The organism is Rothia koreensis (assembly GCF_004136575.1).
In the GTDB taxonomy this organism is placed as follows: Bacteria; Actinomycetota; Actinomycetes; order Actinomycetales; family Micrococcaceae; genus Rothia; species Rothia koreensis.
Window position 1 is genome coordinate 140,922 of the sequence record NZ_NOIQ01000003.1, and the last position, 23,860, is coordinate 164,781.

General features: G+C 64.4%; 22 protein-coding genes. 12 read left to right on the plus strand and 10 right to left on the minus strand.

All coding sequences use genetic code 11. From position 1 onward, the window contains the following. Nucleotides 1-56: 56 nt before the first annotated feature. The 4 genes from EWU68_RS05240 to EWU68_RS05255 form a co-directional block, all read right to left on the minus strand. Nucleotides 57-728: a TetR/AcrR family transcriptional regulator gene (locus EWU68_RS05240; RefSeq protein ID WP_129315060.1), complete on the minus strand. Its 672-nt coding sequence runs from the start codon at nucleotides 726-728 to the stop codon at nucleotides 57-59. 167 nt (nucleotides 729-895) lie between these two features. Further along, nucleotides 896-2,302: a class II fumarate hydratase gene (locus EWU68_RS05245; RefSeq protein ID WP_129315061.1), complete on the minus strand. Its 1,407-nt coding sequence runs from the start codon at nucleotides 2,300-2,302 to the stop codon at nucleotides 896-898. A gap of 64 nt (nucleotides 2,303-2,366) precedes the next feature. After that, entirely contained in the window at nucleotides 2,367-3,005 is a 639-nt protein-coding gene (locus EWU68_RS05250) for a carbonic anhydrase (RefSeq protein WP_129315062.1), read from the minus strand. Nucleotides 3,006-3,079: 74 nt separating this feature from the next. After that, complete coding sequence (locus tag EWU68_RS05255; protein WP_129315063.1) at nucleotides 3,080-3,781, minus strand: DUF4245 domain-containing protein; 702 nt, start codon at nucleotides 3,779-3,781, stop codon at nucleotides 3,080-3,082. Between the two features lie 214 nt (nucleotides 3,782-3,995). Here EWU68_RS05255 and glpX point away from each other — a divergent pair, with 214 nt between their 5' ends. Further along, nucleotides 3,996-4,988, plus strand: a complete 993-nt coding sequence (gene glpX, locus EWU68_RS05260) for a class II fructose-bisphosphatase (protein ID WP_129315064.1) — start codon at nucleotides 3,996-3,998, stop codon at nucleotides 4,986-4,988. Nucleotides 4,989-5,116: 128 nt separating this feature from the next. On the opposite strand, the gene EWU68_RS05265 is transcribed toward glpX, so the two are convergent. The 4 genes from EWU68_RS05265 to EWU68_RS05280 all read right to left on the minus strand — a co-directional run bounded on the left by EWU68_RS05265 (nucleotide 5,117) and on the right by EWU68_RS05280 (nucleotide 9,640). Continuing rightward, nucleotides 5,117-6,118: a lipid II:glycine glycyltransferase FemX gene (locus EWU68_RS05265; protein ID WP_129315065.1), complete on the minus strand. Its 1,002-nt coding sequence runs from the start codon at nucleotides 6,116-6,118 to the stop codon at nucleotides 5,117-5,119. A gap of 17 nt (nucleotides 6,119-6,135) precedes the next feature. After that, nucleotides 6,136-7,752: an LCP family protein gene (locus tag EWU68_RS05270; RefSeq protein ID WP_129315066.1), complete on the minus strand. Its 1,617-nt coding sequence runs from the start codon at nucleotides 7,750-7,752 to the stop codon at nucleotides 6,136-6,138. Between the two features lie 83 nt (nucleotides 7,753-7,835). Further along, a complete protein-coding gene (purE, locus tag EWU68_RS05275) occupies nucleotides 7,836-8,462 on the minus strand; it encodes a 5-(carboxyamino)imidazole ribonucleotide mutase (protein ID WP_129315067.1) in 627 nt (208 codons plus the stop codon). 35 nt (nucleotides 8,463-8,497) lie between these two features. After that, entirely contained in the window at nucleotides 8,498-9,640 is a 1,143-nt protein-coding gene (locus EWU68_RS05280; protein ID WP_165162103.1) for a 5-(carboxyamino)imidazole ribonucleotide synthase, read from the minus strand. A 268-nt stretch (nucleotides 9,641-9,908) separates the two neighbouring features. Between EWU68_RS05280 and EWU68_RS05285 the strand changes: the two genes are divergently transcribed. Beyond that, on the plus strand, nucleotides 9,909-10,514 hold the full coding sequence (locus tag EWU68_RS05285; protein WP_129315069.1) for a GtrA family protein: 606 nt from the start codon (nucleotides 9,909-9,911) through the stop codon (nucleotides 10,512-10,514). A gap of 63 nt (nucleotides 10,515-10,577) precedes the next feature. Here the strand turns inward: EWU68_RS05285 and EWU68_RS05290 are convergent, their stop codons facing one another. After that, on the minus strand, nucleotides 10,578-11,354 hold the full coding sequence (locus tag EWU68_RS05290) for a TIGR03089 family protein (protein WP_129315070.1): 777 nt from the start codon (nucleotides 11,352-11,354) through the stop codon (nucleotides 10,578-10,580). Nucleotides 11,355-11,532: 178 nt separating this feature from the next. On the opposite strand from EWU68_RS05290, the gene EWU68_RS13405 reads away from it, so the two are divergent. The 4 genes from EWU68_RS13405 to EWU68_RS13260 all read left to right on the plus strand — a co-directional run bounded on the left by EWU68_RS13405 (nucleotide 11,533) and on the right by EWU68_RS13260 (nucleotide 14,954). Further along, nucleotides 11,533-12,054 carry a WhiB family transcriptional regulator gene (locus tag EWU68_RS13405; RefSeq protein WP_129315071.1) on the plus strand — a complete coding sequence of 174 codons (522 nt, stop codon included), beginning with the start codon at nucleotides 11,533-11,535 and terminating at the stop codon, nucleotides 12,052-12,054. An 80-nt stretch (nucleotides 12,055-12,134) separates the two neighbouring features. After that, complete coding sequence (locus tag EWU68_RS13470; RefSeq protein ID WP_420852873.1) at nucleotides 12,135-12,437, plus strand: DUF3499 family protein; 303 nt, start codon at nucleotides 12,135-12,137, stop codon at nucleotides 12,435-12,437. A gap of 68 nt (nucleotides 12,438-12,505) precedes the next feature. Beyond that, complete coding sequence (locus tag EWU68_RS05305; protein ID WP_129315073.1) at nucleotides 12,506-13,786, plus strand: L,D-transpeptidase; 1,281 nt, start codon at nucleotides 12,506-12,508, stop codon at nucleotides 13,784-13,786. 82 nt (nucleotides 13,787-13,868) lie between these two features. Further along, nucleotides 13,869-14,954 (plus strand): TIGR01906 family membrane protein, encoded by a 1,086-nt coding sequence (locus EWU68_RS13260; protein ID WP_129315074.1) that lies wholly within the window; start codon nucleotides 13,869-13,871, stop codon nucleotides 14,952-14,954. Between the two features lie 162 nt (nucleotides 14,955-15,116). On the opposite strand, the gene EWU68_RS05315 is transcribed toward EWU68_RS13260, so the two are convergent. Further along, the gene (locus EWU68_RS05315) at nucleotides 15,117-16,784 is read right to left on the minus strand and encodes a dolichyl-phosphate-mannose--protein mannosyltransferase (protein WP_129315111.1); all 1,668 of its coding nucleotides are present in this window, start codon (nucleotides 16,782-16,784) and stop codon (nucleotides 15,117-15,119) included. 95 nt (nucleotides 16,785-16,879) lie between these two features. Here EWU68_RS05315 and rsmI point away from each other — a divergent pair, with 95 nt between their 5' ends. From rsmI to EWU68_RS05345, 6 genes are all read left to right on the plus strand, one after another. Then, a complete protein-coding gene (gene rsmI / locus EWU68_RS05320) occupies nucleotides 16,880-17,773 on the plus strand; it encodes a 16S rRNA (cytidine(1402)-2'-O)-methyltransferase (RefSeq protein ID WP_129315075.1) in 894 nt (297 codons plus the stop codon). A 43-nt stretch (nucleotides 17,774-17,816) separates the two neighbouring features. Next, nucleotides 17,817-18,887 carry a TatD family hydrolase gene (locus EWU68_RS05325; protein WP_129315076.1) on the plus strand — a complete coding sequence of 357 codons (1,071 nt, stop codon included), beginning with the start codon at nucleotides 17,817-17,819 and terminating at the stop codon, nucleotides 18,885-18,887. A 62-nt stretch (nucleotides 18,888-18,949) separates the two neighbouring features. Beyond that, a complete protein-coding gene (gene rsmA, locus EWU68_RS05330; protein WP_129315077.1) occupies nucleotides 18,950-19,816 on the plus strand; it encodes a 16S rRNA (adenine(1518)-N(6)/adenine(1519)-N(6))-dimethyltransferase RsmA in 867 nt (288 codons plus the stop codon). Nucleotides 19,817-19,957: 141 nt separating this feature from the next. Continuing rightward, entirely contained in the window at nucleotides 19,958-20,965 is a 1,008-nt protein-coding gene (locus tag EWU68_RS05335) for an ABC transporter substrate-binding protein (RefSeq protein WP_156265424.1), read from the plus strand. Between the two features lie 78 nt (nucleotides 20,966-21,043). Further along, nucleotides 21,044-22,735: an ABC transporter permease gene (locus EWU68_RS05340; RefSeq protein ID WP_129315079.1), complete on the plus strand. Its 1,692-nt coding sequence runs from the start codon at nucleotides 21,044-21,046 to the stop codon at nucleotides 22,733-22,735. Between the two features lie 2 nt (nucleotides 22,736-22,737). Beyond that, complete coding sequence (locus EWU68_RS05345) at nucleotides 22,738-23,856, plus strand: ABC transporter ATP-binding protein (RefSeq protein WP_162421419.1); 1,119 nt, start codon at nucleotides 22,738-22,740, stop codon at nucleotides 23,854-23,856. The last annotated feature ends 4 nt before the right edge of the window (nucleotides 23,857-23,860 follow it).

A 23,860-nucleotide genomic window follows, 5' to 3' on the forward strand; every position in this document is an offset into this window, starting at 1 on the left:
ATCGCGTCGCGACGTCCTGCCCGCCGCCGGGGCCGCGCTCTGCGCGGAGGTACTGGTCACTGTGTCTCCTTTGAGGTCGTGTCCGACGCGTCGTCCATGGGGAGGAAGCCCAAGCGGGCGACGTCGTCGTAGGTCTGTATGAGCTGGTCCGGTCCGTATCCCGCGGTGTCGGCCAGATGTTCTATGTAAATGTGGTGGACCGCTTCGACGGTCTTGAGCGCGATCGCCCGCTCAGCATCCGTCAGGTGCGGATGACGCTGCCTGAGAAGCTCGGAACGCTCCTGGAAGTTGGCTTCGGCACGTTTGACGAAATGGTCGATCAGTTTGGGGTTCTCGGTCAGGACGGTACGGATACGACGCATCAGCGCGGGCCGTTCGGAGTCCAGGCGAGACCGCTCGATGTCCGCGCGCAGCGCGATGATCTCGCCGACCACCGAGCTGTCGGGCGACCGGTACGCCCCCGCCAGGTACTTCTCCCGATAGCTGTCCTGGATGGCCTCGCCCTCCAGATCGAAGATCGCGTCTTCCTTGCTCGAGAAGTAGTTGAAGAACGTCCTGCGCGAGATGCCCGCCCGGGCGGCGGCCTCGTCGACGGTGAATCCGTTGAGTCCGTGCTCCTCGGTGAGGTCCAGGCATGCTTCGTGGATCGAGCGGCGTGTTTCTTGGCGTTTGCGTTCCCGGAGCCCTTCGGTCCTGGAATCCTTGTCCGAAGGTTCACTTTCTGTCACAAAGTGTATTTTTGCACTGCCTGCCCTTTCGTGCAATCAGATGCTCTGTGATTTATGACTACAGGGTGCAGGCGGGCACAGACAGAAAAGGGCCGGCGTCGTCGTGGGAAGTGGGAAGTTCACGACGGCGCCGGCCGGATCGCGCGCAAAGGCGCGTGGTGTGGAGCCTAGTTGTTGCCGAGCATCTTGGTCACGTCGAGCGCCTCGTCGAGCTGCTCCTCCGTCACCTCGCCGCGTTCGACATAGCCGAGCTCGACGACGGCATCGCGCACAGTGGTCTTGTGCGCCACCGCGTGCTTGGCGATCTTCGCCGCGGCCTCGTAACCGATGAGCTTGTTCATGGGCGTCACGGTCGACGGCGATGCCTCGGCCAGGAAGCGGGCACGCTCTTCGTTGGCCTCCAGCCCGTTGATCATCTTCTCGGCCATGACCTGGGTGGAGTTGCTGAGCAGACGAATCGACTCCAGCAGGTTCGCGGCCATGACGGGGATGCCGACGTTGAGCTCGAACGCACCATTGGTCGAGGACAGGGCGACGGCCGTGTCGTTGCCGATGACCTGTGCCGCAACCTGAATGACGGCCTCGCAGATCACGGGGTTGACCTTGCCGGGCATGATCGACGAGCCGGGCTGCAGATCCGGGATACGAAGTTCGCCCAGGCCAGTGTTGGGGCCGGAGCCCATCCACCGGATGTCGTTGCACATCTTCATGAGCGAGTAGGCGATGGTCCGCAACTGCCCGGACGCCTCGACGAGGCCGTCGCGGTTCGCCTGGGCCTCGAAGTGGTTGCGCGCCTCGGTCAGGGGCAGACCCGTCTCCTCGGCGAGCAATTCGATCACGCGGGCCGAGAAACCGTCCGGAGTGTTGATGCCGGTTCCGACGGCCGTGCCGCCGAGGGGGACCTCCGCGACGCGGGGGAGAGCCGCATCGATGCGTTCGATTCCGTAACGGATCTGTGCGGCGTACCCGGAGAACTCCTGCCCGAGGGTCACGGGGGTCGCGTCCATGAGGTGGGTGCGACCGGACTTGACGACGTCCTTGAACTCTTCGGCCTTCTTCTCGAGCGCGGTGGCCAGCTGGTCGAGGGCGGGCTTCAAATCATTGATGAGGGCGCCCGTCACGGCCACGTGAACCGAGGTCGGGAAAACGTCGTTGGAGGACTGCGAGGCGTTGACGTGGTCGTTCGGGTGGACCTCGATGCCCTGGGACTCGAGGGCGCGGGTTGCCAACGTCGCCAGAACCTCGTTGGTGTTCATGTTGGAGGAGGTGCCGGAGCCGGTCTGGAACACGTCGATCGGGAAGTGGGCGTCGTACTCGTGGGAGATGACCTCGTCCGCGGCGTTGCGGATGGCCTCTGCCCGGTCACGGTCCAGGACGTCGAGTTCCAGGTTCGCCTGGGCCGCGGCCTTCTTGACGCGCGCGAGAGCGGCGATGTGTGCCGATTCCAGGGTCTTGCCGGAGATCGGGAAGTTCTGCACGGCGCGCTGGGTCTGCGCGCGGTACAGGGCGTCGGCGGGGACGCGGACTTCGCCCATGGTGTCGTGTTCGATGCGGAATTCTGTATTTTCAGCCATACCGCCAGTTTAGGACGCCGGCGCCTGTATTACCGCTCCGAACGAACGAGCGGGAGAGATGCGTCTATGAATCCAAATCGTGTGAGGAGAAGACGAGCTCGGCCTTGCCATCGCGCAGGTTGTAGAACATGCCGACGACGGCCGTGCGGTTCTCCTCGACGGCGGCCGAAATGATCTTCGACTGGTCGATCATGCGCTCGGCCACCTGCCGGGTGTTCGTCCGGACCATGTCGGCGAGCGAGGCGTCGTCGTCGCCTGCCGAACGGCGGGTTTCGACGACGGCCGGCATGATCTCCTCGACGAGGTTGCGCACGAAGCCGGGAGGCATCTCGCCCGAGTCGTAGGACTGGCTCGCGGCGGTCACCGCACCGCACGAGTCGTGTCCGAGCACGACCATGAGGGGCACATCCAGTTCCGCGACGCTGTATTCCAGTGAACCCAAGGATGCGCTGCTGAGAACCTGGCCCGCGGTGCGGACCACGAAGGTGTCCCCGAGACCCAAGTCGAAAATGATTTCGGCGGCCAGGCGGGAATCGGAGCACCCGAAGATCACCGCGAAGGGATTCTGGCCCTCGGCGAGGGACTCGCGTCGCGTCGCGTCCTGGTTCGGGTGATTGGGCCTGCCCTCGACGAACCGTGCGTTGCCGTCGGCGAGACGCTTCCATGCTTCCTGCGGAGTAATACGAGCCTGGCTGTCGGACATGTTTCGCGCGGCCTTTCGTGGTTGGGTGCCGCGGATCCGTGTCGGACCCACGTTTTGGACCATACTAGCCCGGGTCAGCCGTCACTCTGGGACGGGCTCTCGGTCGGTGACGCCGCACCGCCGTCCTGGAGGGATGCCACGGACTCGTGGGCGAGCTTCACGAATTCGTCCTTTTCCGCGTCGCCCGACAGGATGAGCGTGGTTCCATTGACCTCGCCCACGTAGGCGGTGGTCCCATCGCCGTCCTTCTTGTCCTGCTTGACGCGGGTGCTCCAGGTGACGCCGTCGATATCGGTCTTGCCCGTGGGAGGGGCCGCATCCGTCTTCTGGGAAACCCAGGTCGGGTTTTCCTTATTGGTCTGGGTCACAGTGATGAAGCCCTGTGACGGGGTCACGAACCCGGCCTCCCAGAACGGCACACCGTCCGTGGACCCCGAATTCCATCGAGCGAAATTCGCGTGCCAGTCGTCATTCAGTCGGGGAGCGACCACGGGGTAACCGGCCGTCTCGCTGGCCTCCCGGGCCGTCTTGGTGAGGTCGACGTCGGGACGATACGTGTCGTTGTCCGGCCTGGGCACGAGCCACAGGAAGGGAAGCAGAATGAGCAGGAGAGCGATCATCGAGAAGACCATGGCCCTGACCGGCGTGTTGAGCCGTTTGACCTGTGACTCGGTGAGTTGAGGCTTCACGGGCAGTTCGTCGCCGGCGGCGGTCGACCCCGTGGACGTCGCCCGGTCTGACGTGTCTTCGTGGTTCTCGTGGTTGGATTCGCTCACCCGGCTATTCTGCCGCAGGCGGGATCGTGCTCAAAGCTGACCCAACGAACTCGGGGGATCTTCCACGGTTCTGCACAGTCGATCTTGTGTCGGCGGACTATCGAACAAGTAAGCTGGGTTGAGCACCCGTGTCGGGCAGAATTGTCCACGGACACCGCGAGGCGCTCCGCAGGACGGTGCGCCGAGCACGACAACTTCGAAGGCGAGGATCTCTGTGTCGGAAGCGAACGAACAGAACAACCAGGCTGACCGCAACCTAGCGCTCGAGCTGGTCCGGGTCACCGAGGCCGCGGCCATTGCGGGAGGCAACTGGGTCGGGGCAGGTGACAAGAACTCGGCCGACGGCGCGGCCGTGGACGCGATGCGCAACATGCTTTCGACCGTCCACTTCAACGGAACCGTCGTCATCGGCGAGGGCGAGAAGGACGAGGCCCCCATGCTGTTCAACGGCGAACAGCTCGGTGATGGGGACGGCCCCGCGCTCGACGTCGCCGTGGACCCCGTGGACGGAACCCGCTTGACGGCTCTGGGCATGAACAACGCCCTGTCCGTGATCGCGGTCGCGGACGGAGGATCGATGTTCGATCCTTCGGCCGTCTTCTACATGGAGAAGCTCGTGACGGGTCCCGACGCCGCGGACCTCGTGGACCTGCGCCTTCCGGTCAAGCAGAACCTGCACTTGGTCGCCAAGGCCAAAGGCAAGCGCATCAACCAGCTGACCGTCTGCATCCTCGACCGCCCGAGGCACGCGCAGCTCGTGGAGGAAGTCCGGGCCACCGGCGCACGGACCCGCATGATTCTGGACGGCGACGTCGCCGGTGCCATCGCGGCCTGCCGGGAGAACACCGGCGTGGACGTCATGCTCGGAACGGGTGGTACCCCCGAGGGGATTGTCGCCGCCTGCGCGATCAAGGCGACCGGGGGCATCATCCAGGGGCGTCTGGCCCCGAAGGACGACGAAGAGAAGCAGAAGGCCATCGACGCGGGCCACAATCTTGACGCGGTCATGACCACCAACGAGCTGGTCACCAGCAACAACTGCTTCTTCGCGGCGACGGGCGTGACCGACGGCGACCTCTTGCGGGGCGTGCGTTACTCCGGCAACCGCATCAACACGCAGTCGATCGTCATGAGGTCGAAGTCCGGCACCGTGCGCATGGTCGAAGCCGAGCACATTGCCGAGAAATGGGACAAATACCAGCGGTAGACCTTGTCGCCAGGCACAGTGACGGCCCGGTGGGTCCGGGGGAGCATCCCCGGCCCGCCGGGCCGTTTCCGTACTCTCAATAGCCTGACCATCCGTCGGTTCCAGGAACCGTTGTCAGGAACCGTTCCCTACCGTTTGACGGCCGCCCGCAGCCGCTTCACCGTGGCCGACACGGAGTTCCTGATCGCCGGCACGCCGGTGTCCCGCGCCGAATAGGCCCATCGATAGGCCTTGTAGGGGAGGGCGTGGACGGGAAGATCCCAGGTTCCGGGGAGCGTGACCGGGTATCCGCCGAAGGACTTCTTGAAGCCGGTGAATCCGGCCCACGGGTGATTCGGTTCGCCTTCGGGCGCGATGCCGAACATGTCGAATCGCTTCAGCCCCTTGGCCTTGGCGTCCAGCATCATCGTGGACACGAGAGGATTGTTGGCGCTGAGCCGGCGGTGTTCGAAGGACATGGAGGCGTGCGCGTAGGTCCTGGTGTCCTCCGAGTCGTACACCAGGGCCGCGCCGATCGCTTCGCCGTCGACCCGGGCAAGGTAGAGGGAAGCCGCGCCCAGCGGCATGAGGGAACGGGCTGCTTGAGTCAGGTAATCGTCCTTCTGACGATTGAAGCCGACCCGCTCTGCCGTCTTGTTCAGGTATTCCAGCAACACCGATACGTCCGCCGGATCGTGGGACTCCTCGAAGGTGACACCCTTCTTGTGGATGTTCCGGTGCAAGTTCCTGTTGGTCGACTTCATCCCCTTGAGGATCGCGTCCTCGTCCTGCGTCAGGTCGACCATCCACGTGTGGCTGGGTTGGATCTGGCGCGGCGCGAAATGCATGCCTCTGTGTTTGAGGTCCTCGACCTGGTCCGCGCCCTCCGGGAACATCTCGTCCCGGGTGGGTTCGAGACGCACGAACAAGCACTTCTTGCTCGCCGCCAGCACGCGGAGGTCCTCGAGAGCACGCGTGAAACCTTCGGGGGAATCGGCGATCGGCCCGTACGGGCAGTACAGGTAGCGCCCGGTGCGCCCTCCCTCCAGGGTGGCGAGGTAGGAGTACCCCTGGCCGCTCTTCTGGAAGACCTCATGGCCGAGATCGCGCTGGAACGTTGCCCACGCGTCGGACTGCAGAATTGTGCTCATTCTTCCTATCTTAGGAGTCAGGGGACGGAGCAGGTGCCGTTCTCGGTCAGCTCGGCGGCCTGCTGGACGTCCAAGGACTTGGTGGTGCCCGCGTCGTCGGTCGCCTGGGACTGGTCGCTCAGGCCAAGAACCTGGGCCATCACGAGCGGGTTGACCGAGGCGACGGGGGTCTTGCCGCCACCGGCTTCGCCCGCCGCCTGCGGCTCCGGCGTCTTGCCGTCCTTGGAGTCACTGATGACCTTGTCGACCGAGGACCGGAACTCATCGTAATCGGGGTAGGTCGGGAATTCCTCGGGGAAGTACGGCGGGGCCATGCCGTACTGGATGAGGTCGTGATCCTTCGCCTTGAGACCCAGATCGACGAAGCTCGACAACTGGTTCTCGGGGATATCGGTTTCGATGATCTTCTGCCCGGCCTCCGAGATGTCCTGGAAACGGGTGAGGACCGTTTGTGGGTCGAGCTGCTTGAGCATCGCGGACTGGACACACCTCTGGCGGGCCTCGCGGTCGTAATCCGAGGCGCCCTCACGGGACCGTCCGTACCAGAGCGCGTGGAAGCCGTCCAGGTGCTGTTTGCCCGGTTCGATGTACCCGTCGATCGGGTTCTGCTCGCCCGTCATCTCGTCGTGGCCGCCACCGATCGGAACACGACCACCCACGTTGATATCGATCCCGCCCATCGCGTCGATCAGTTTGGAGAATCCGTCCATGTCCACCAGGACATACGACTGGATCGGCAGGCCGGTGATCCCCTCCGCGGCGTCCTTCATGGCCTCGGCTCCGGGGTCCTTGGAATGCGGGTACAGATCCTTGTGGTCGTTGGCGACGTCGGGGTACAGCGCGTTCAGGATGCACTCGTCGCCGCAGTTGTAGCCGTCCGGGTAGACGTCCCACAGGGGTGAATCCTTGGCGAACTGGGCGTTCTGCATATTGCGGGGCAGGGAAATCGTGACGGCCTGACCGGTCTTCGCGTCCACGCTGAAGACCGTCATCGAGTCGGGGCGACGACCGACGCGATCGTCGCCTGCGTCGCCGCCCATCAGAAGGAAGTTGTACCGTCCGTCGACGGGTTTCATCTTGGGCCCCTGGGCGAAGATACCGCTGACGGCTCCGCGGCCGACGTTGACCAGGTAGGCCGAGTAGCCGACGCCGCCGGCCGTGACGAACAGCAGCACCACGAAGCCGATGATCACGGCCGGACGCATTCCCTTGGCGAGAAGAACCGGTCGGATCAGACGCAACGTGTCGAAGAAGAGCAACGCCCAGAAGATCGCGAGGGCGATGAGCACGATCACCAGGACCAACGAAATGAACCGGCCGGTGACGAGCTCAATGACCCAGGCCCGATGGACCAGCCAGGTGAGCAGCAGAAGAACGATCAGAGCCCACACGCACAGGGTGACCGTCAGCGCCACGCGCCCGACCTTCCGGTTGCCCGCGACGAGCTGGGCGGATCCCGGAATCACGGTGGTCAGGATCAGCAGCAGCCAGGCCCTTTTGGTACGCGTGACCGACCCGCCGGACCGGGGGTTGCGCAAAGGGTCCGTCATGCGCGAGCTGCCGGCCCGTTCGTCAAGTCCGCGGGCTGCCTCGATGTCGTCCGAGGGGTCGTGGTTGCTTGGGGGAGTAGTCATGATCGACCCGATCTTACAGTCTGACCAGCGAAAACACGTGGCTTTGCCGGGGGAGTTGGGGGAAGTCTGAGCGGGCGCTCAGATTAGGGGGCGTAGCCGGCCGGGGGATCGTCGTCGTAATCTTCCGCTGCCTCGGGTGTGCGGCCGGATGCGGGGTTGCCGTCCGGCCCGTCCATGTCCTGCTTCCGTGACCGTACCTTCTGGGCGAGGGCGACACCCTTGTCCTGGGCCGTCTGCCTGAGACCTTCAGCGTATTCGGCCAATTGCCCGCGGAGTTCTTCCGCCTCCTTGGTGTCCCCGGCCCCGAGTATGCGCAGGGCGAGGAGACCGGCGTTCTTCGCGCCATTGATGGACACGGTCGCGACGGGGACCCCGGCGGGCATCTGGACGATCGAGAGCAGCGAATCCATGCCGTCGAGGGTCTTGAGCTGGACGGGGACCCCGACCACGGGCAGGGATGTCACCGAAGCCAGCATGCCCGGCAAATGGGCCGCACCCCCGGCGCCGGCGATGAGGACGCGGATGCCTCGCTCCTCCGCGGTCCTGCCGTACCGAATCATGTCCTCGGGCATTCGGTGTGCCGAGACGACGTCGGCCTCGTACGACACGCCGAAGTCTTCGAGGATCTCTGCGGCCGGCTCCAGCGTCGGCCAATCGGAATCGGACCCCATGACCAGACCGACGAGCGGGCTTTCCAGGGACTCATTCATTGTTTCTCCTTCACGCTGATCGACCCGTTGGGGGTTCAGGCGTTCTCTGCGGCTCCATGGTCTCTGATGACCGCAGCCGCCTCGTTCGCTACCTGGCGCAAGCGGTCCATGGACTCGGACGGGCCGGTCACGTTGACGTGACCGACCTTGCGACCGGGGCGCACGGACTTGCCGTAGAGATGCACCTTGGCCTCGGGATACTCGGCCATGACTTCGGGCAAGGCCCCGTACAGGTTCTGGTTCTCGCCTCCCAGAACATTCTTCATCACGGTGGCCTCCGCCACGCGGTCCGTGGAACCGAGGGGCAGATCCAGGACAGCTCGGAGGTGCTGCTCGAATTGGCTGGTCACGGAGCCGTCTTGGGTCCAGTGACCGGAATTGTGGGGGCGCATCGCCAACTCGTTGATGAGGAAGCCCGGCCCGCGGCCGGGCGTCTCGAAGAGCTCAGCGGCCATCACTCCGGTGACGCCGAGCTCCGAGGCAATGGTCAGAGCGGCCCGCCGGGCAGACTCGGCGATGTCCGGGGCGAGGTTCGGCGCCGGAACGATGACCTCATTGCACACCGAGTCGACCTGAATGGACTCGGCGACGTCCCAGGCTCGGGATTCACCTTCCGGCCTGCGCGCGACCAGGGCGGACAGCTCGCGGGAGAATTCGACTTTCTCCTCGGCCAGAAGCGCGCCGTCGGTCCATCCGGCCTGGACGGCCTTCTCGAACCACTCGAGGACCTCGGCGGAGTCCACGGACTGCTCGTCCACGAGCATGACTCCCTTGCCGTCGTATCCACCGCGGGGAGTCTTGAGCACCACGGGCCACCCGGCCCGTTGGCCGAAAGCACGAAGCTGCTCGGGGGTCGTCACGGCTTCCCACAGCGGATTGGGCAACCCCAGACGATCGACGGCGCGTCGCATCTCGATCTTGTCCTGCGCGTGGACGAGGGCTTCCGGCCGGGGGTTCACGGCCACGCCGTCGGCCATGAGCGCATCGAGGTGAGGGGTCGGAACGTGCTCGTGATCGAAGGTCAGGACGTCGGACTCCCGCGCGAAGTCGCGCAGTGTCTCGAGGTCCGTGTACTCGCCCACGGGGGAGTCCGGGACCACCTGCGCCGCGCACACCTCAGGAGATTCTGCGAGAACTCGCAGACTTATCCCGAGTTCGCTGGCCTCGGGGGCCATCATGCGGGCCAGTTGCCCACCGCCAATTACACCGACAACAGGAGCTCTACTGGGAGATTTCACCCCTTCAGCGTACCCGGTGATCAACCGACGAGTGACAGTTTCGCCGCCATTTGTGCATTCGAATCGGGCAGCGCACGGGTAGACTCGCACACTGGGCCACACGCGCCGCATCCGCGAGCCGATGTGTTTGCGGACGGTGCCACTTTGTTCCCGTGCGCCGTGCGAATGACGCGGCGGCTTCCCCTGACCCCGAATTCGTGGAGTATGAGTGTCGACCGTTGCTGAGAAAGTCCGTGGGCTCTGGGACCTGTTCCTCAAAGAGGTTCTGAAGTTCGGGATCGTCGGTGCGTTGGCGTTCGTCGTCAACGCGTCCGTGACCCTGCTTCTGATGAATACCTGGTTCCAGGACGAGGGTCACGCCAAGGCCAAGTTCATTGCGGGCGTCGTCGCCACCCTGTTCTCCTGGATCGTGAACCGTCTTTGGACGTTCCGTCATAAGCGCCAGGAAAACAAGTTCCGCGAGGCCGTTCAGTTCGCGGTCGTCAATCTGATCGGGATCGGCGTCGAGTCCGGCTGCGTCATGTTCACCTTCTACGTCCTCGGACTGACGTCCAAGGAAGCCTCCTTCGTCTCCGGGACGATCGTTGGCACGGTGCTCGGAACGATCGTCCGGTACTTCGCCTACAGGTACTGGGTCTACGGCGGACAGCAGCGCAAGGACATCGACCAGGACCAGGACCACATGACCCGCGAGGAGCAGGTCGGCAGGTTCGTCACGGAAGCGACGGAAATTGTCACGGGATCCCTCGACGCGGACGAGGTGGTGCGTCGCTCGAAGGGCCGAGGCCCATCGGATGCATCGAACGAGGGCTGACTCGAGACGCTCCAAGTCCCCGCTTCGGCGGCGTCCCCGTTTCGGGGCGTCCGGGGGTTGCCGTCAGTCCATGGACACGGCACGTTCGTCGTCCGAGATGCTCGACAAGCTCTCCGCGTTCCGAGCCGCTTGCGGGTCCACCAGAACCACGGCCTTGCCCGCTGCCATGATGCCGCAGGACCTGGCCAGCATGTCCAGATCGAGAGGTTCGCCGGACGGCACCACGACGACGCCGTCGGTCTCCTCGCCGAGTCCGCTCGCGCGATCGCACCACGCGGCAACTTCCTCCAGCCACTCGCTCAGGGTGACGGTCGTGGCCTGACCGTCCGTCGTCGCCAGTCCGATCCCGTGGGACCCGGGGACGGCGTCGATCGGGTCGAACAGATCGCCGAACGATCTGATCTCTGCGCAGTAGTCGATCGCGTCGTCGGGCCAGTCATCGGTGCCGTGACCGTAGCGGGTCGCAAGAGCCGCACGGTCCATGATCACGGCCACCTCGGCCTGATCCGCGCGCTCATCGATGTCGAACCCCAACCAGAAGGTGGGCCGGTCCGTCTCGGGGTCGATGACACATCCCGCGCGCAAAGCGCCCAGCGCGGCCACGATGCTCCGCCAGTGCTGGGTGGCGGCCAGTCGAATGGAATCGCCGTGGGTCGCGTCGAGCTCGTCCACGAAGAGGTTCGCGGACTTGGCGATCCAGTTCTCCGTGACCTTGCCGGACAGTTCGACCCGTTCCCCATCCGCTCCGTACCAGATCAGGGCGGGCCTGGGGGAGGACGCCAGAAGGCGACTGAAGGTTTCGAGATTTGCGAAATTCTGGGACGCGACGGTAGGTGTCATGACGCCGAGTCTAACGACGGCGTCCCGAGACCACGACATGCCGCCGTGAGCTGGACAACAACGTTGGTCCTTGACTTTTGAACAGCATTCGAGCTTGACGTCACGGGCTTACACCGTTGTAATTATGAGTGGAATTCTTACGAGTATCGCGCGGCAGGAAGCGCAAGGAAGGACGAGCATGGGCGAAGCATTGCGGCGCCGAGGCACATCACCCGCTTCCGACGAGAAGGGCATCAGTTCTTCCGTTCCGTCCGACTGGTACGTCGATCCTGCCGATTCGGCCGGGCCAGGTCAAGGTTCCTCGGTGTCCCTGGACGATCAGGCCACGGCTTTTCTCGAGGCGGCAGAACGCAGGGAAGCGGCGCATTCCTCCCCGCGCGAGGCCGACGAGGGCCGTGTGGACCTCTTCTCTTCCGATCCCGACATCCTGAAGATGTGGCAGGCCGCGGCGGGCCAGTACGGTACCGATGACGAAGAGGGCGAGCTCGCGTGGCAGGCGGATGCTCTCTGCGCCCAGACCGATCCCGAAGCGTTCTTCCCCGAGAAGGGCGGATCGACCCGCGACGCCAAGCGCGTGTGCTCCGAGTGCCCGGTCAGCGAGGCATGCCTTGACTACGCCCTGGCCAAGGATGAGCGTTTCGGAATCTGGGGCGGGCTGTCCGAAAGGGAACGTCGTCGTCTTCGCAAGAGAGCAAGCTGAGCGGCTCACACCGCCCTCACAGCCGGTGAGAGTATTTTTGGGATCCCATGACTGAGAAATTTCGTATGTGCTCGCGCATGATGTGCCGTCGCGAAGCCTCATGTACCTTGACGTATGCCTATTCGCAATCCACCGTGGTCATTGGCCCGTTGGCCACCAGGGTGGAACCGCACGCGTACGACATGTGCACTTTTCACGCGTCCAAACTGACGGCTCCGCGTGGCTGGGACATTGTCCGAGTTGACGGCGAAGGAAGCCCGGTTATGCCTGAGGGAGAGGGCATCGCTGAGGCGTCTCCGGTCGGAATGGACAATGCCGCCACGGTGCCGGACAATGTGACAAATCTTCACTTCTTGCGCGGGCTCGGCCCGCGCTCTTCATAACAATTGAGGGCCGCGTCGGGGGACGCGGTAGACCGCTCGCGCCGCACGTCGGAAGGAACATTGTCAGAGTGACCGAACCTACTCCAAAGAACCACGGGTCCGGCTTCGGCCGGGCCACACATGACCGAACCGCCCACAATGACGGGGCATCCTTCGGTCTGACGCGGCGCCGAGCTCTCGCGGGAGGCGCCCTCGGCGTCTTCAGCGCAGCGGTACTGAGTGCCTGCTCCGGAAACGAGCAGGCATCCAAGGATTCCTCGGCCAGTGCGTCACCGTCCAAGACCTTCTCCCCTCAGGTCACGGTCACCCCGGAGGCCAATGCCAAGGAGGTCAACCCGGTGGTGCCGGTGAGCGTCACGACCGCCGAGGGCAGGATGTCCGAGGTCAAGATCAGTGGCGGCAAGGACGACGTCAAGGGCCACGTGTCGGAGGACGGCAAGACCTGGACCTCAGACGGCAATCTCGAGTTCGACACGAACTACACGATCAAATACACGGTGACCGGTGACAAGGGCGAGCACCAGTCGCAGAGTTCCTTCGCGACCGTCGTGGCCGCCAATGAGGCCGACGCCAAGATCAACGTCCAGGAGGGGAAGACCTACGGCACCGGCCAGGTCATCCAAATCGATTTCTCGGAGCCCGTGACCAACAAGGACGATATCGAGAAGTCCATCACGGTCACCGGGGGCGGGGCCGCGCCCGGCCTTTTCCGCTGGTACTCGGACACCATGGTCCGGTACCGCCCGCAGGACCTCTGGGCGCCGAATTCCGAGGTGACCATCGAAGCCAACATTCTGGGGAAGGATCTCGGCAACGGCCAGATCGGCAACCAGAACTACAAGGTGACCTTCAAGATCGGCGAGAAGCACTATGCCTTCGTGGACAACAACACGAAGAGCATGAAGATGTACGTCAACGACAACATGGTGCGAGAAGCGCCGGTGACCTTGGGCAGCAAGGACTGGCCCTCCGTGACCGGCAAGCTGGTGATCCTCGAGCAGGCCAAGAAATACAAGTTCGATGCGAAGACCCTGGGGCTCAAGAAGGGCGACGAGCACTGGTACGAGCCCTTCGAGGCGACCAATACCAGTCGCCTGACTGATAGCGGCGCATTCGTGCACCAGGCGGAGCCTTCGGCCTACAACGTGGTTGGCGTGGCCAATATTTCCCACGGTTGCATCGGCCTGTTGCCCGACGACGCCGAATTCTTCTACGACACGTTCGAGGTCGGAGACATCGTCGAAACCCAGAACACCGACTATGGCCAGGCCAACCCCGACAACGGGTACGGGGACTGGAACATCCCGTGGGAGCACTACACGGATACCAGCTGGCACGGAAACTGGTGACCCCGGGCAGACCTCACACGAGCGGACCTGGATTCCGGGCGTGTGAGGCCTGCCGGCCGCCGCATATCGAGTAAGGAGAAGCATGTCCTCCACGTCCCGGCCCCAGGGAGAAGACACACCCTGGGCGGAATCTCCCGAGCAGGACTGGGACAACCTTCTCCCCGCCGTCTCCCAGGAGGCCGCGACGAATGCTCCTGAGGCCCGGCGGTCCTCCGATGAAAGGCGGGCTTCTGAGGAGCAGGGGGCCGCGGGGATCCGGAGGGACGCTGCGGCTGCGGGGCGCGAGGGCCACCGTGGCAACGGACTGCTGGAGCCCGCCGGCCACGGCGAGACGACGCGGCAGAACAAGGCGCAGGCTCAGCGGGGGACGGAGGCTCAGCGGGGGACGGAGGCTCAGCGGGGGACGGAGGCTCGGGCCACGGCCGCCCACGACGCGGCGATCGAGGACAGGCCCCGAGCCCTCGGGTTGCGCCGGGCCCTGATAACCATCGCGGTTCCGCTGGCCACCCTCATGCTCGGCGTCCGTGCGATCGCGACGCCGGCCTTCCTGTGGCTCGAGTACCATCGGCCGGGTTTCCCGAAGGACTCCTTCGGGTTCTCGACCGACGACCGGATGACCTACGGGTCCTACGGCCTGGAATACGTTCTCAATACGGCGCCGAGCCGTTACCTCGGCGACCTGACGACGCCGGACGGGCAGTCCATCTTCATCCCGGCCGAGGTCTCGCACATGACGGACGTCAAGCACGTGATGTTGTGGGCCCTGGTCGGCGTCGTCCTGTTCTGCCTTCTTGCCCTGGTGGGAATGAAGGGCCTCAGGCGCCGTGCCCCAGGGGCGATCCGAAAGAGCATCTTCTGGGGCGCCTGGTTGACCCTGGTCGTGCTCGTGGTTCTCGGAATCTTCGGGGCGTTGGGATGGCAAGCCCTGTTCACGGGCTTCCACGAGGTCTTCTTCTCCGGAGGGAACTGGGCATTCCGAGAGTCGGACAGCCTCATCCGATTGTTCCCCGAGCAGTTCTGGGTCGACGCCGCCGTGGGGATCGCGATCTTCGGCGTCGTGGTCAGTGCCGTGTTGCTCATCAGCACCTGGCCCACGGCCTACCGGCGTCAGCGCGCACTCAAGGCCGCCCACGATCGGCAGGAAATCCGCGACCGCCTGAGCCGCTGACTCGCTGCCTTCTTCGGTCGGCCCCTGGGCTCGAGGTGGCACCCACGTGCGGTTTTCGGGCCGAGGCGGCAAGTACGTGCGGTTTTGGCGCCCAAAACTGCACGTGGGTGCCACCTCGCGGGATGAATCGCACACGATTGCCACCTCGACGCGCGACGCCCGCTAGATCCAGGCGTCGAACCACATGCGCCACCGCCAGTGCTCGTACGGAACCATCTGCCCGCTCCAGATGGGCCAGAAGAAGTTCGTGATGAGCAGCGCGGCGACGAGGAAGGTTCCGACCACCGCCAGCCCGAGGCGTCGTCGTCGCACCGAGTCCCCGGGCCTGCCGAGGCCGAGACCCAGGACGGCCGTCAGTCCCAGAATCAGCCAGGGCAGGAAGGACAAGGCGTAGAAGTAGAACGTCGTGCGATCCGGATACGCGAACCACGGGAGATATCCGACGGCGAAGACCATGAAGATCGCACCCATGCGCCAGTCCTTCTTGATGATCCACCAGATCAGGACGAAGAGCATGGAGGCGGCGGCCGCCCACCAGATCAGGGGGTTGCCCACGTTCAGAATGGCCTCCGAGCAGCGCGAGGCAGCACAGCCGGCTTGGCCCGAATCGTAGGATTCGTAGTAGTAGGACGTCGGGCGCCCGAGGATGAGCCACTGCCACGCCGGGGACATGTACGTGTGCGGCGAATCCAGGTGCGTGTGGAAGCTGTAGGCCTGCCCGTGGTACTCCCACAGGCTGCGCAAGGCGGGAGGCAGCCACGTCACGCCCTCGCCCGGGTGCTCTTCGGCCCAGTGCCGGTCGTAGGCGTCGTCGGAGACGAACCAGCCCGTCCAGGTGATCAGGTACGTGATGAGTCCGATGCCCAGGACCGACAGGGCGGCGGGCCAGGAATCCTTGAGCAACGCGCCTGTGAACCATCCGCGGATCCCGACGACGCGTCGCGCGGAAATGTCCCACAGGACCGTCAGGATGCCGAACACGGCCACGAAGAATAGGGCATTCCACTTCACCCCCACGGCGGCGCCGCAGGCGACTCCGGCGGCGATGCGCCACCACCTGATCCCCAGCCAGGGGCCGTAGGCCAGGAACCGTGAGGAAGGTGCACCGGAGGGTCCGTCGCCTCCGGCACGACTGACCGCGCGCGCGAGCTTGCGCCGGGTCGAGATGCGGTCGGCCACCAACAACGCGAAGGCCAGGACCAGCCAGAACATCAGGAAGATATCCAACAGCGCCAGACGCGATTGGACGATGTGCAGCCCGTCGATGGCCATCAGGAATCCGGCGATGCTCGACAGGGTGATCGACCGGAACATCATCCATGCGACCCACATGAGCAGGCCAATGGAGAGCGTTCCGAAGAGCGCTGCGGCGAACCTCCACCCAAAGGGGTTGTCGTCGCCGAAGAGCAGCATTCCGAGGGCGAGCATCCACTTCCCCAGGGGAGGATGCACCGCATATTCGGCCATCGCCGAGGGCTGGACGGGGTCGCCCGAAAGGAACGAGGCATTCGCATCCCGGGGCCATTGGCGCTCGTGGCCGAAATGCAGCAACGAGTAGCCGTCCTTGGCGTAATAGGTCTCGTCGAAGGCCATGGCATTCGGGTGCGCAAGGCCCACGATCCGCAGAAGAGCGGCCAGGATCAGGACGACGGCGGGCGCAACCCACCAGTACCGAGGCAGATGGACCGGGGCCACCCGGAGCCGGTCGAGAAGTGCATCAAGGCGGAACGCACCGCGTGGGAACACCGGGTCGCGGTCGACGTGGCGGTGCGCGGAAGCGGTGGATCCGGGGTCCGTGGTCCCTGAGTCGGTGTTTCTCACCCGACCCATGGTACGGGAGCGGCCCCGGGAAAGGGGGGAGTCCATGATGATGCCTCGCGGGTTCCGGCACCTCGCCGCGGCCGCGTATTGGCTAGTCTGGACGGGTGAACACGAAACCGGAAGTCTCCGAACCGTCCCCGAGCACGTCCGATGCGGGGATCCTCGTTCTGGCCGCCACGCCCATCGGCAATCTCAAGGACGCCAGCGAGCGACTCAAGGAGTACCTGACCAGTGCCGATGTCATCGCCGTGGAGGACACGCGCAAACTCCGCAAGCTCACGAGCGGGCTGGGGGTGAGCGTCCACGGCCGGATCGTCACCAACCACGACCACAATGAGCAGCGTCGTGCCGAGGAACTCGTCGAGGCCGTCCGGTCGGGGCAGACGGTTCTTCTCATGTCGGATGCAGGGATGCCCACGGTCTCCGACCCGGGATTTCGGGTGGTGGAAAGAGCCGTCGAGGAAGGCCTGACGGTCTCCTGTGCCCCTGGGCCTTCGGCGGTCCTCTCCGCGCTCGCGGTCTCGGGTCTGCCGTCGGACCGTTTTGCGTTCGAAGGTTTCGTTCCCCGCAAAGCATCCGAGCGCCGGGCTCGTTTGGCCGAACTGATCGACGAACGCCGAACCATGGTCTTCTACGAGGCTCCGCATCGGCTCGCCCCGATGCTGGGCGCACTGGTCGAGAGCTTCGGGGACGAGCGACGCGGCGTCGTCGCCCGCGAACTGACCAAACTGCATGAGGAGGTCATCCGCGGAACGCTGGGCGAACTGTTCATGTGGGCCGACCACCACCAGGTCAGGGGCGAGATCGCCGTGGTCGTCGAGGGTGCCCCGGAACCCGAGGCCCAGAGCGCCGATTCGCTGACCGGCGAGGCCGAACAGCTCGTGGCCGACGGCGTGCGTCTCAAAGAGGCCGTGAACCGGATCGCTGCCACCCACCAGGTCAGCAAGCGGGAACTCTACGAGGCCGTGCTCGCGCGCCGCGCCGAGGACGATGCCTGAAGCCCACCGTCACCACCCCCGATCACCAGGAGCAACACCACCCATGTGCACGCATGCCAACCCCACGTGGCACGACCTCGCGCCCGACGCGCAGGAGCTGATCAGGTCCCTCTGGCCCGAGCCGAGCGCACGTCCTGAATTCGTTCCGGGGGAGACCCCACCGGCTTACGAGGCCGAGCGGTACACGGGCATCGCTGACGAGGCGTCCGGGGAGGGTACGCGACGTCGGAGCGCCTCAGGAGACGACGGTCGCTCGCGGAACCTGATTTTTCCCCCGGCCCCGGAGCCCCTGCCGTCCCCGGTCGTGGACGACCACACCCATATGGACCTGCTCGACGGCGAGGTCGAGATCTCCGCGCAGGACGCACTGGACACCGGGGCGGCCGCGGGGATCGGTGCCATCGTGCAGGTTGGTTGCGACCTGAAGTCCTCGGCCTACGCAGTCACGGCCGCCGAAACCGACCCCCGCGTACTCGCCGCAGTCGCGATCCACCCGAACGAGGCTCCCGGGGTTGCGGCCGAGGGCGGGCTCGGTGATGCCCTGGACATGCTGGAGGACATGGCAGGATCCGCCAGAGTCCGCGCGATCGGCGAATCCGGGTTGGACTATTTCCGTACCGACGAGGACGGACGCGACGCCCAGCGGGAGAGCTTCCGCCTCCACATCCGGCTCGCCAAAAAGCTGGGGCTGGCCCTTCAGATCCACGACCGGGACGCGCACGACGACGTCGTCGCAATCCTTCGGGAGGAAGGAGCCCCGGACCGGACTGTTTTCCATTGCTATTCCGGAGGTCCGGACCTCGCGGAGATCTGCAACCGCAACGGGTGGTACATGTCCTTCTCCGGGACCGTGACGTTCAAGAACTCGCACGGGATCCAGGAATCGTTGGAGATGGCCCGGCCCGAACTCATTCTGGCCGAGACGGATGCTCCCTTCCTGACCCCGCACCCGTACAGGGGCCGCCCGAATGCCTCCTACATGACCAATTACACGGTGAGGTACATGGCCGAGCGTCGGGGAGACGATTTGGCCGGCCTGTGCGACCGCATTCGCGAGAATTCCCTGGACGTCTACGGCTCCTGGGGCATACCCGGCTTTGACCGGGGCCGCTGAGCTCCCGATGGGGTAGCCCGGGAACCGATGACCCGTGACGCGGCACCTGTAGAATCCTTCGGGTGAACGAAACAGCTCTCCTGGGTGCCGCCGAGATTCGCGACCTCGCGGACCGGGCCGGTATCCGACCGACCAAGACTCTCGGCCAGAACTTCGTGATCGACCCGAACACGATCCGAAGGATCATCGCGACCGCCGAGATCGGTCCGGGGGAGACCGTGCTCGAGGTCGGCCCCGGGCTCGGGTCGCTCACTCTGGGGATCCTCGACGTCGCCGAACGCGTGGTCGCCGTCGAAATCGATCCGCCGTTGGCCGCGCAGTTGCCGGACACGGTCGCCCGCTACCGCCCAGAGAGCGCGAATCGGCTCGACGTCGTCCTTGCCGACGCGCTGAAGGTCCGAGAGCTGCCCGTGGCCCCAGACGCCGTCGTGGCGAACCTTCCGTACAACGTTGCCGTGCCGGTGTTGTTGAACCTGCTCGATCGTTTTCCCTCGATACGCCACGGGCTCGTGATGGTCCAGGACGAAGTCGCAGACCGGCTCGCCGCCCAACCGGGGTCCAAGATCTACGGGGTTCCGTCGGTCAAGGCCGCATGGTATGCCGACGTGCGAAAAGCGGGAATCATCGGGACGAACGTCTTCTGGCCCGCCCCCAAGATCCGTTCCGGCCTCGTCTCGTTCGCCCGCCGTGCGGAACCCCTGGCCGACGTCGACCGGACCACCCTCTTCGCCGCGATCGACGCCGCCTTCGCCCAGCGCCGCAAGACACTTCGGGCCGCGCTCGCCGGCTGGGCCGGATCCTCGGAGCGCTCGGGCAAGATTCTGGAGGCTGCCGGCATCGACCCCGGGCTGCGAGGGGAGAAGCTGGGCATTGAGGAATTCATCCGGATCGCCCAGGCCGCGGACATCCACCCCGACGCAACGAAATAATCCGTCAAAAAGACGACCCCTGGGGTCGAAGTGTGCCTTTTCTCACGCGATTTTGTACAGTCCACTTGGCTTTATTGATCGACAGTGTTTGGGGGCATTGTGAAGAAAACGGCATTTGTGCTAGTGGCGGCGGTAACGTCCTTGGTTCTCAGCTCGTGCGGGGCGCCCGAGGGGCAGAGCAACGGCGGGTCGGCCGGTGGCAGCGGCGAACTGAAGATCGCCTGCTCGCAGCAGGAAGCCTTCTGCCAGAAGATGACGGAGGCGTTCACCAAGGAAACGGGGATCAAGGCGAACCACGTCCGGTTGGGGGCCGGTGAGGTTCTTGCTCGCTTGAAGACCAACAAGGGCGAGTTCGACGTGTGGTCCGGCGGTCAGGCGGAGAACCATCTGATCGCCCAGCGTGAAGGCAATGTAGAACCGTACGTCTCTGATGCCGCGTCGAAGCTGCCTGCTGAGTTCAACAGCGGGGACGGTGCGTGGTCCGGGTTCTACACCGACTCCATCGGGTTCTGCTCGAGCGAGAAGGAGCTGGATCGGATCGGAGCCGAGGCTCCGACATCGTGGGATGACCTGTTGGACCCGAAATTCCAGGGCAAGATCTCGATGCCTCACCCGGCGACAGCAGGGGTGGGATACATGGTCCTCTACACGGTTCTTCAGAAGTTCGACGGCGACCAGGGCAAGACCATCGATTTCATGAAGAAGCTGAACAACAACATCGTTCAGTATTCCAAGTCGGCGGCGACCAGCACCCAGATGGTCGGTCGCGGGGAGGCCGCGGTCGGTATCGCTCTGGACTCCGACTGTGCCCAGGCCAAGCACGAGGGCTTCTCCGATCTGAAGAACACCTACCCCTCGGAGGGTACTGGCTACGAGGTTGGCGCCGTGTCCTTGCTCAAGGGGGCCAAGAACGTCGAGCAGGCCAAGAAGTACTTCGATTGGATCCTCTCCCAGCAGACTCAGGACCAATTCGGTGACGTTCCTTCGTTCGCGGCGCCGACCCATCCGGACGCGAAGCTCGGCGAGGATGTCCCGGACCAGAAGTCCGTCAACAAGGTGACCTGGGACGTCTCTCAGGCCGCGGACAAGCGCCAGGAGCTGAACTCGCTCTTCGAATCAGAGGTCAAGAGCTCGGGCGAGGCGAAGTAGGGGGCCGATCACCCATCTGATGTGTCGGCTCGCCCTCGTTACCACCGAAGGGTGGGCCGACACCGATCGGTAGAAACAATGAAAAATTTCATCACCAGAAGCAGCTGGCACGTTTGGGCGCTGACGGCCGCCGTCGTGCTGGCGCTGTATTTCATCGTCTTGTTCCCCACGCTCCGGTTGCTGGGTCAGGCCTTCAGCTCGCGCGGGTTGGAAGGGTTCACGACGTCGCTCCAAGGCGGACAAGGCGACCAGAACGTTCTGCTGAACACCGTCATCTTGGGCGTGCTGGTTGGTCTCCTCGGAATGATCGGGGGATTTGTGCTGGCGATGGCACGCACCCGATTGAATTTCCGCGGCAAGCGACTCTTCCACTGGATCGCAATGCTTCCGCTGATCTCGCCGCCCTTCGCCATCGCCACGGCCACGGTGACTCTCTTCGGCAAACGCGGAATCATTACCGACAAGCTGCTCGGCCTGGAAGTCGATGTCTATGGCTTGCCGGGGTTGGTCATCGTGTTGGCACTGAGCTTCACGCCGGTCTCCTACATGAATTTCTGCGGCATGATCCGCAATTTGGATCCGACGCTGGAAGAAGCCGCTCAATCATTGGGTGCCAGCCATATCAAGACGTTGACCAAAGTTATCCTTCCGATGCTCCTGCCGGGCTTCGCCACGGCCTTTCTGTTGCTTTTCGTGGAAGCCGCGGCGGACCTTGCCAACCCCTTGGCCCTGGGCGGGGATTTCCACGTTCTGGCCAGCGAAATCTACTTTGCGGTGGCCGGCAACGGGGACGTGGCATATGCGGCTGGGGTGGCGCTGGCACTGCTGATTCCTTCGGTCTCGGTGTTCTTCATCCAGCGTTACTGGGTCGGCAAGAAGTCCGTGGTCTCCGTGTCCGGAAAACCGGCAGGAGAACCCAGGCCTCTGAGCTCCCCGTGGATCAAAGCTCCGATCGCTGTCCTGGCCGGGGCCTGGATGACCTTGATCGTCCTGATGTACGTGACGATCGCCGTCGGCGGCTTTGCCTCCATCCTGGGTGTGGACAACACGCTCAGCCTGGAGCACTACCGGTTCATTTTCCGGCTGGGGTCTGATGCGATCACCACGACGGTGAGCATGACCCTGGTTGCTGCTCCCATCGCGGTCATCATTGGTTCTCTGACCGCTTGGCTCGTGGTGCGTCGGCTCAAGAAGAGCGCGGGAATCCTCGACCTGATCGGTGTTCTCGGGTTGGCCGTGCCGGGCACAATCCTGGGTCTGGGGTACGCGATCGCGTACTCCTCGCCAACATGGCTGTTCGGCCATCAGCTGCTGCCCGCGATTGCCGCCGGCGGCTCGGTCCTGGGCGGGGCCGTGGGCATCATCATGGTCTACGTCGCCCGTGGCGTGCCGGCAAGCCAGCAGTCGTCGATCGCTGCTCTGCGACAAGTCAGCGTCAGCCTCGAAGAGGCGGCGGCGAGCCTGGGAGCGGGTCCGATGGCCGTGCTGAGGAAGGTCACGGCGCCGCTGATCGCTCAGTCGATGCTCACCGGCTTCACCTACACCGTGACGCGTTCCATGACCGTGATCACCGCGATCATCTTCATCGTGACGCCCGAGACCAAGGTCATGGCCGGCCAGATCCTCGACGAGGTCGACGCCGGCCGATTCGGAAACGCTTTCGCATACTGCACCGTTCTTATCGGCCTCGTACTGGCCATTCTGATCGCGACGGAGCTGCTCAACCGTTTGGTCAGCCGCCGATCGCACACCTCGAAGGAAACTGTCTGACCATGACTATCGACCTGCATGCGGAACCGTCGTCGGTCCGCTTCACGAACATCACCAAACGCTACAAAACCGGACGTGGGTCCGTCACTGCCGTGGAGGGGTTCAACCTCTCGATCGAACCCGGAGAGCTCGTGAGCTTCCTCGGCCCCTCAGGATGCGGCAAGACAACGACACTGCGGATGGTCGCCGGCTTCGAGGAGATCACCGACGGCGAGCTGACCATCGCGGGCCGGCGCGTGAATGATATCGAGCCCCACCGGCGCCCGATCTCCATGGTTTTCCAGTCATACGCCCTGTTTCCGCACCTGAACGTTCGGGAGAACGTGGCCTTCGGCCTCAAGTTGCGGCATGAACCGAAGGACAAGATCCAGGAACTCGTCGATTCCGCGATGGAATCGATGAATATCAGCCAGTACGCGAAGCGGGCCCCGCACGAACTGTCGGGTGGCCAACAGCAGCGGGTGGCCCTGGCACGCGCGATAGTCACCGAGCCCCGAGTGCTCCTCTTCGACGAACCGCTCTCCAATTTGGACGCCAAGCTACGGGTGCGGATGAGGACGGAGATCCGCCGCATTCAGTCCGAATTGGGTATCACCTCGATCTTCGTGACTCACGATCAAGAGGAAGCGATGAGTATCTCCGACCGCATCGTCGTGATGCGAGACGGCCGGATCGAACAGGTCGGCAACCCTCAGGAGATCTATCAGGAGCCGGCCAACGCATTCGTCGCGGATTTCATCGGTTCCTCGAACCTTCTCGAGGTGGACGCTTCCGCCGTGGAGCTCGGCGCAGGAGACAACGAGGTGCTCGTGCCGGTCCTGGGCACCAGGATGCCGATTCGAACCACGGGCAGGCCTTGGGACCCGTCCCACTCGTGGAAGGTCCTCATCCGACCGGAGTCGGTGCGAGTCCGGCACGAGGATGAAGCATCCGCCGGTGCCCACGACGTCGAGGCCCGCGTTCGCGGATACCAATATTTCGGTGACCACGTCCGCGTCGAGTGCGAGGTCGACGGTCTGGTCCTGGAATCCCGCATGTACGGCCACGGCCATCATTTCGACGCGGGGGACGCATGCCGGGTATCCATCGTGGCCGAGGATTCCCGCCTGATCAGGGACTGACGGA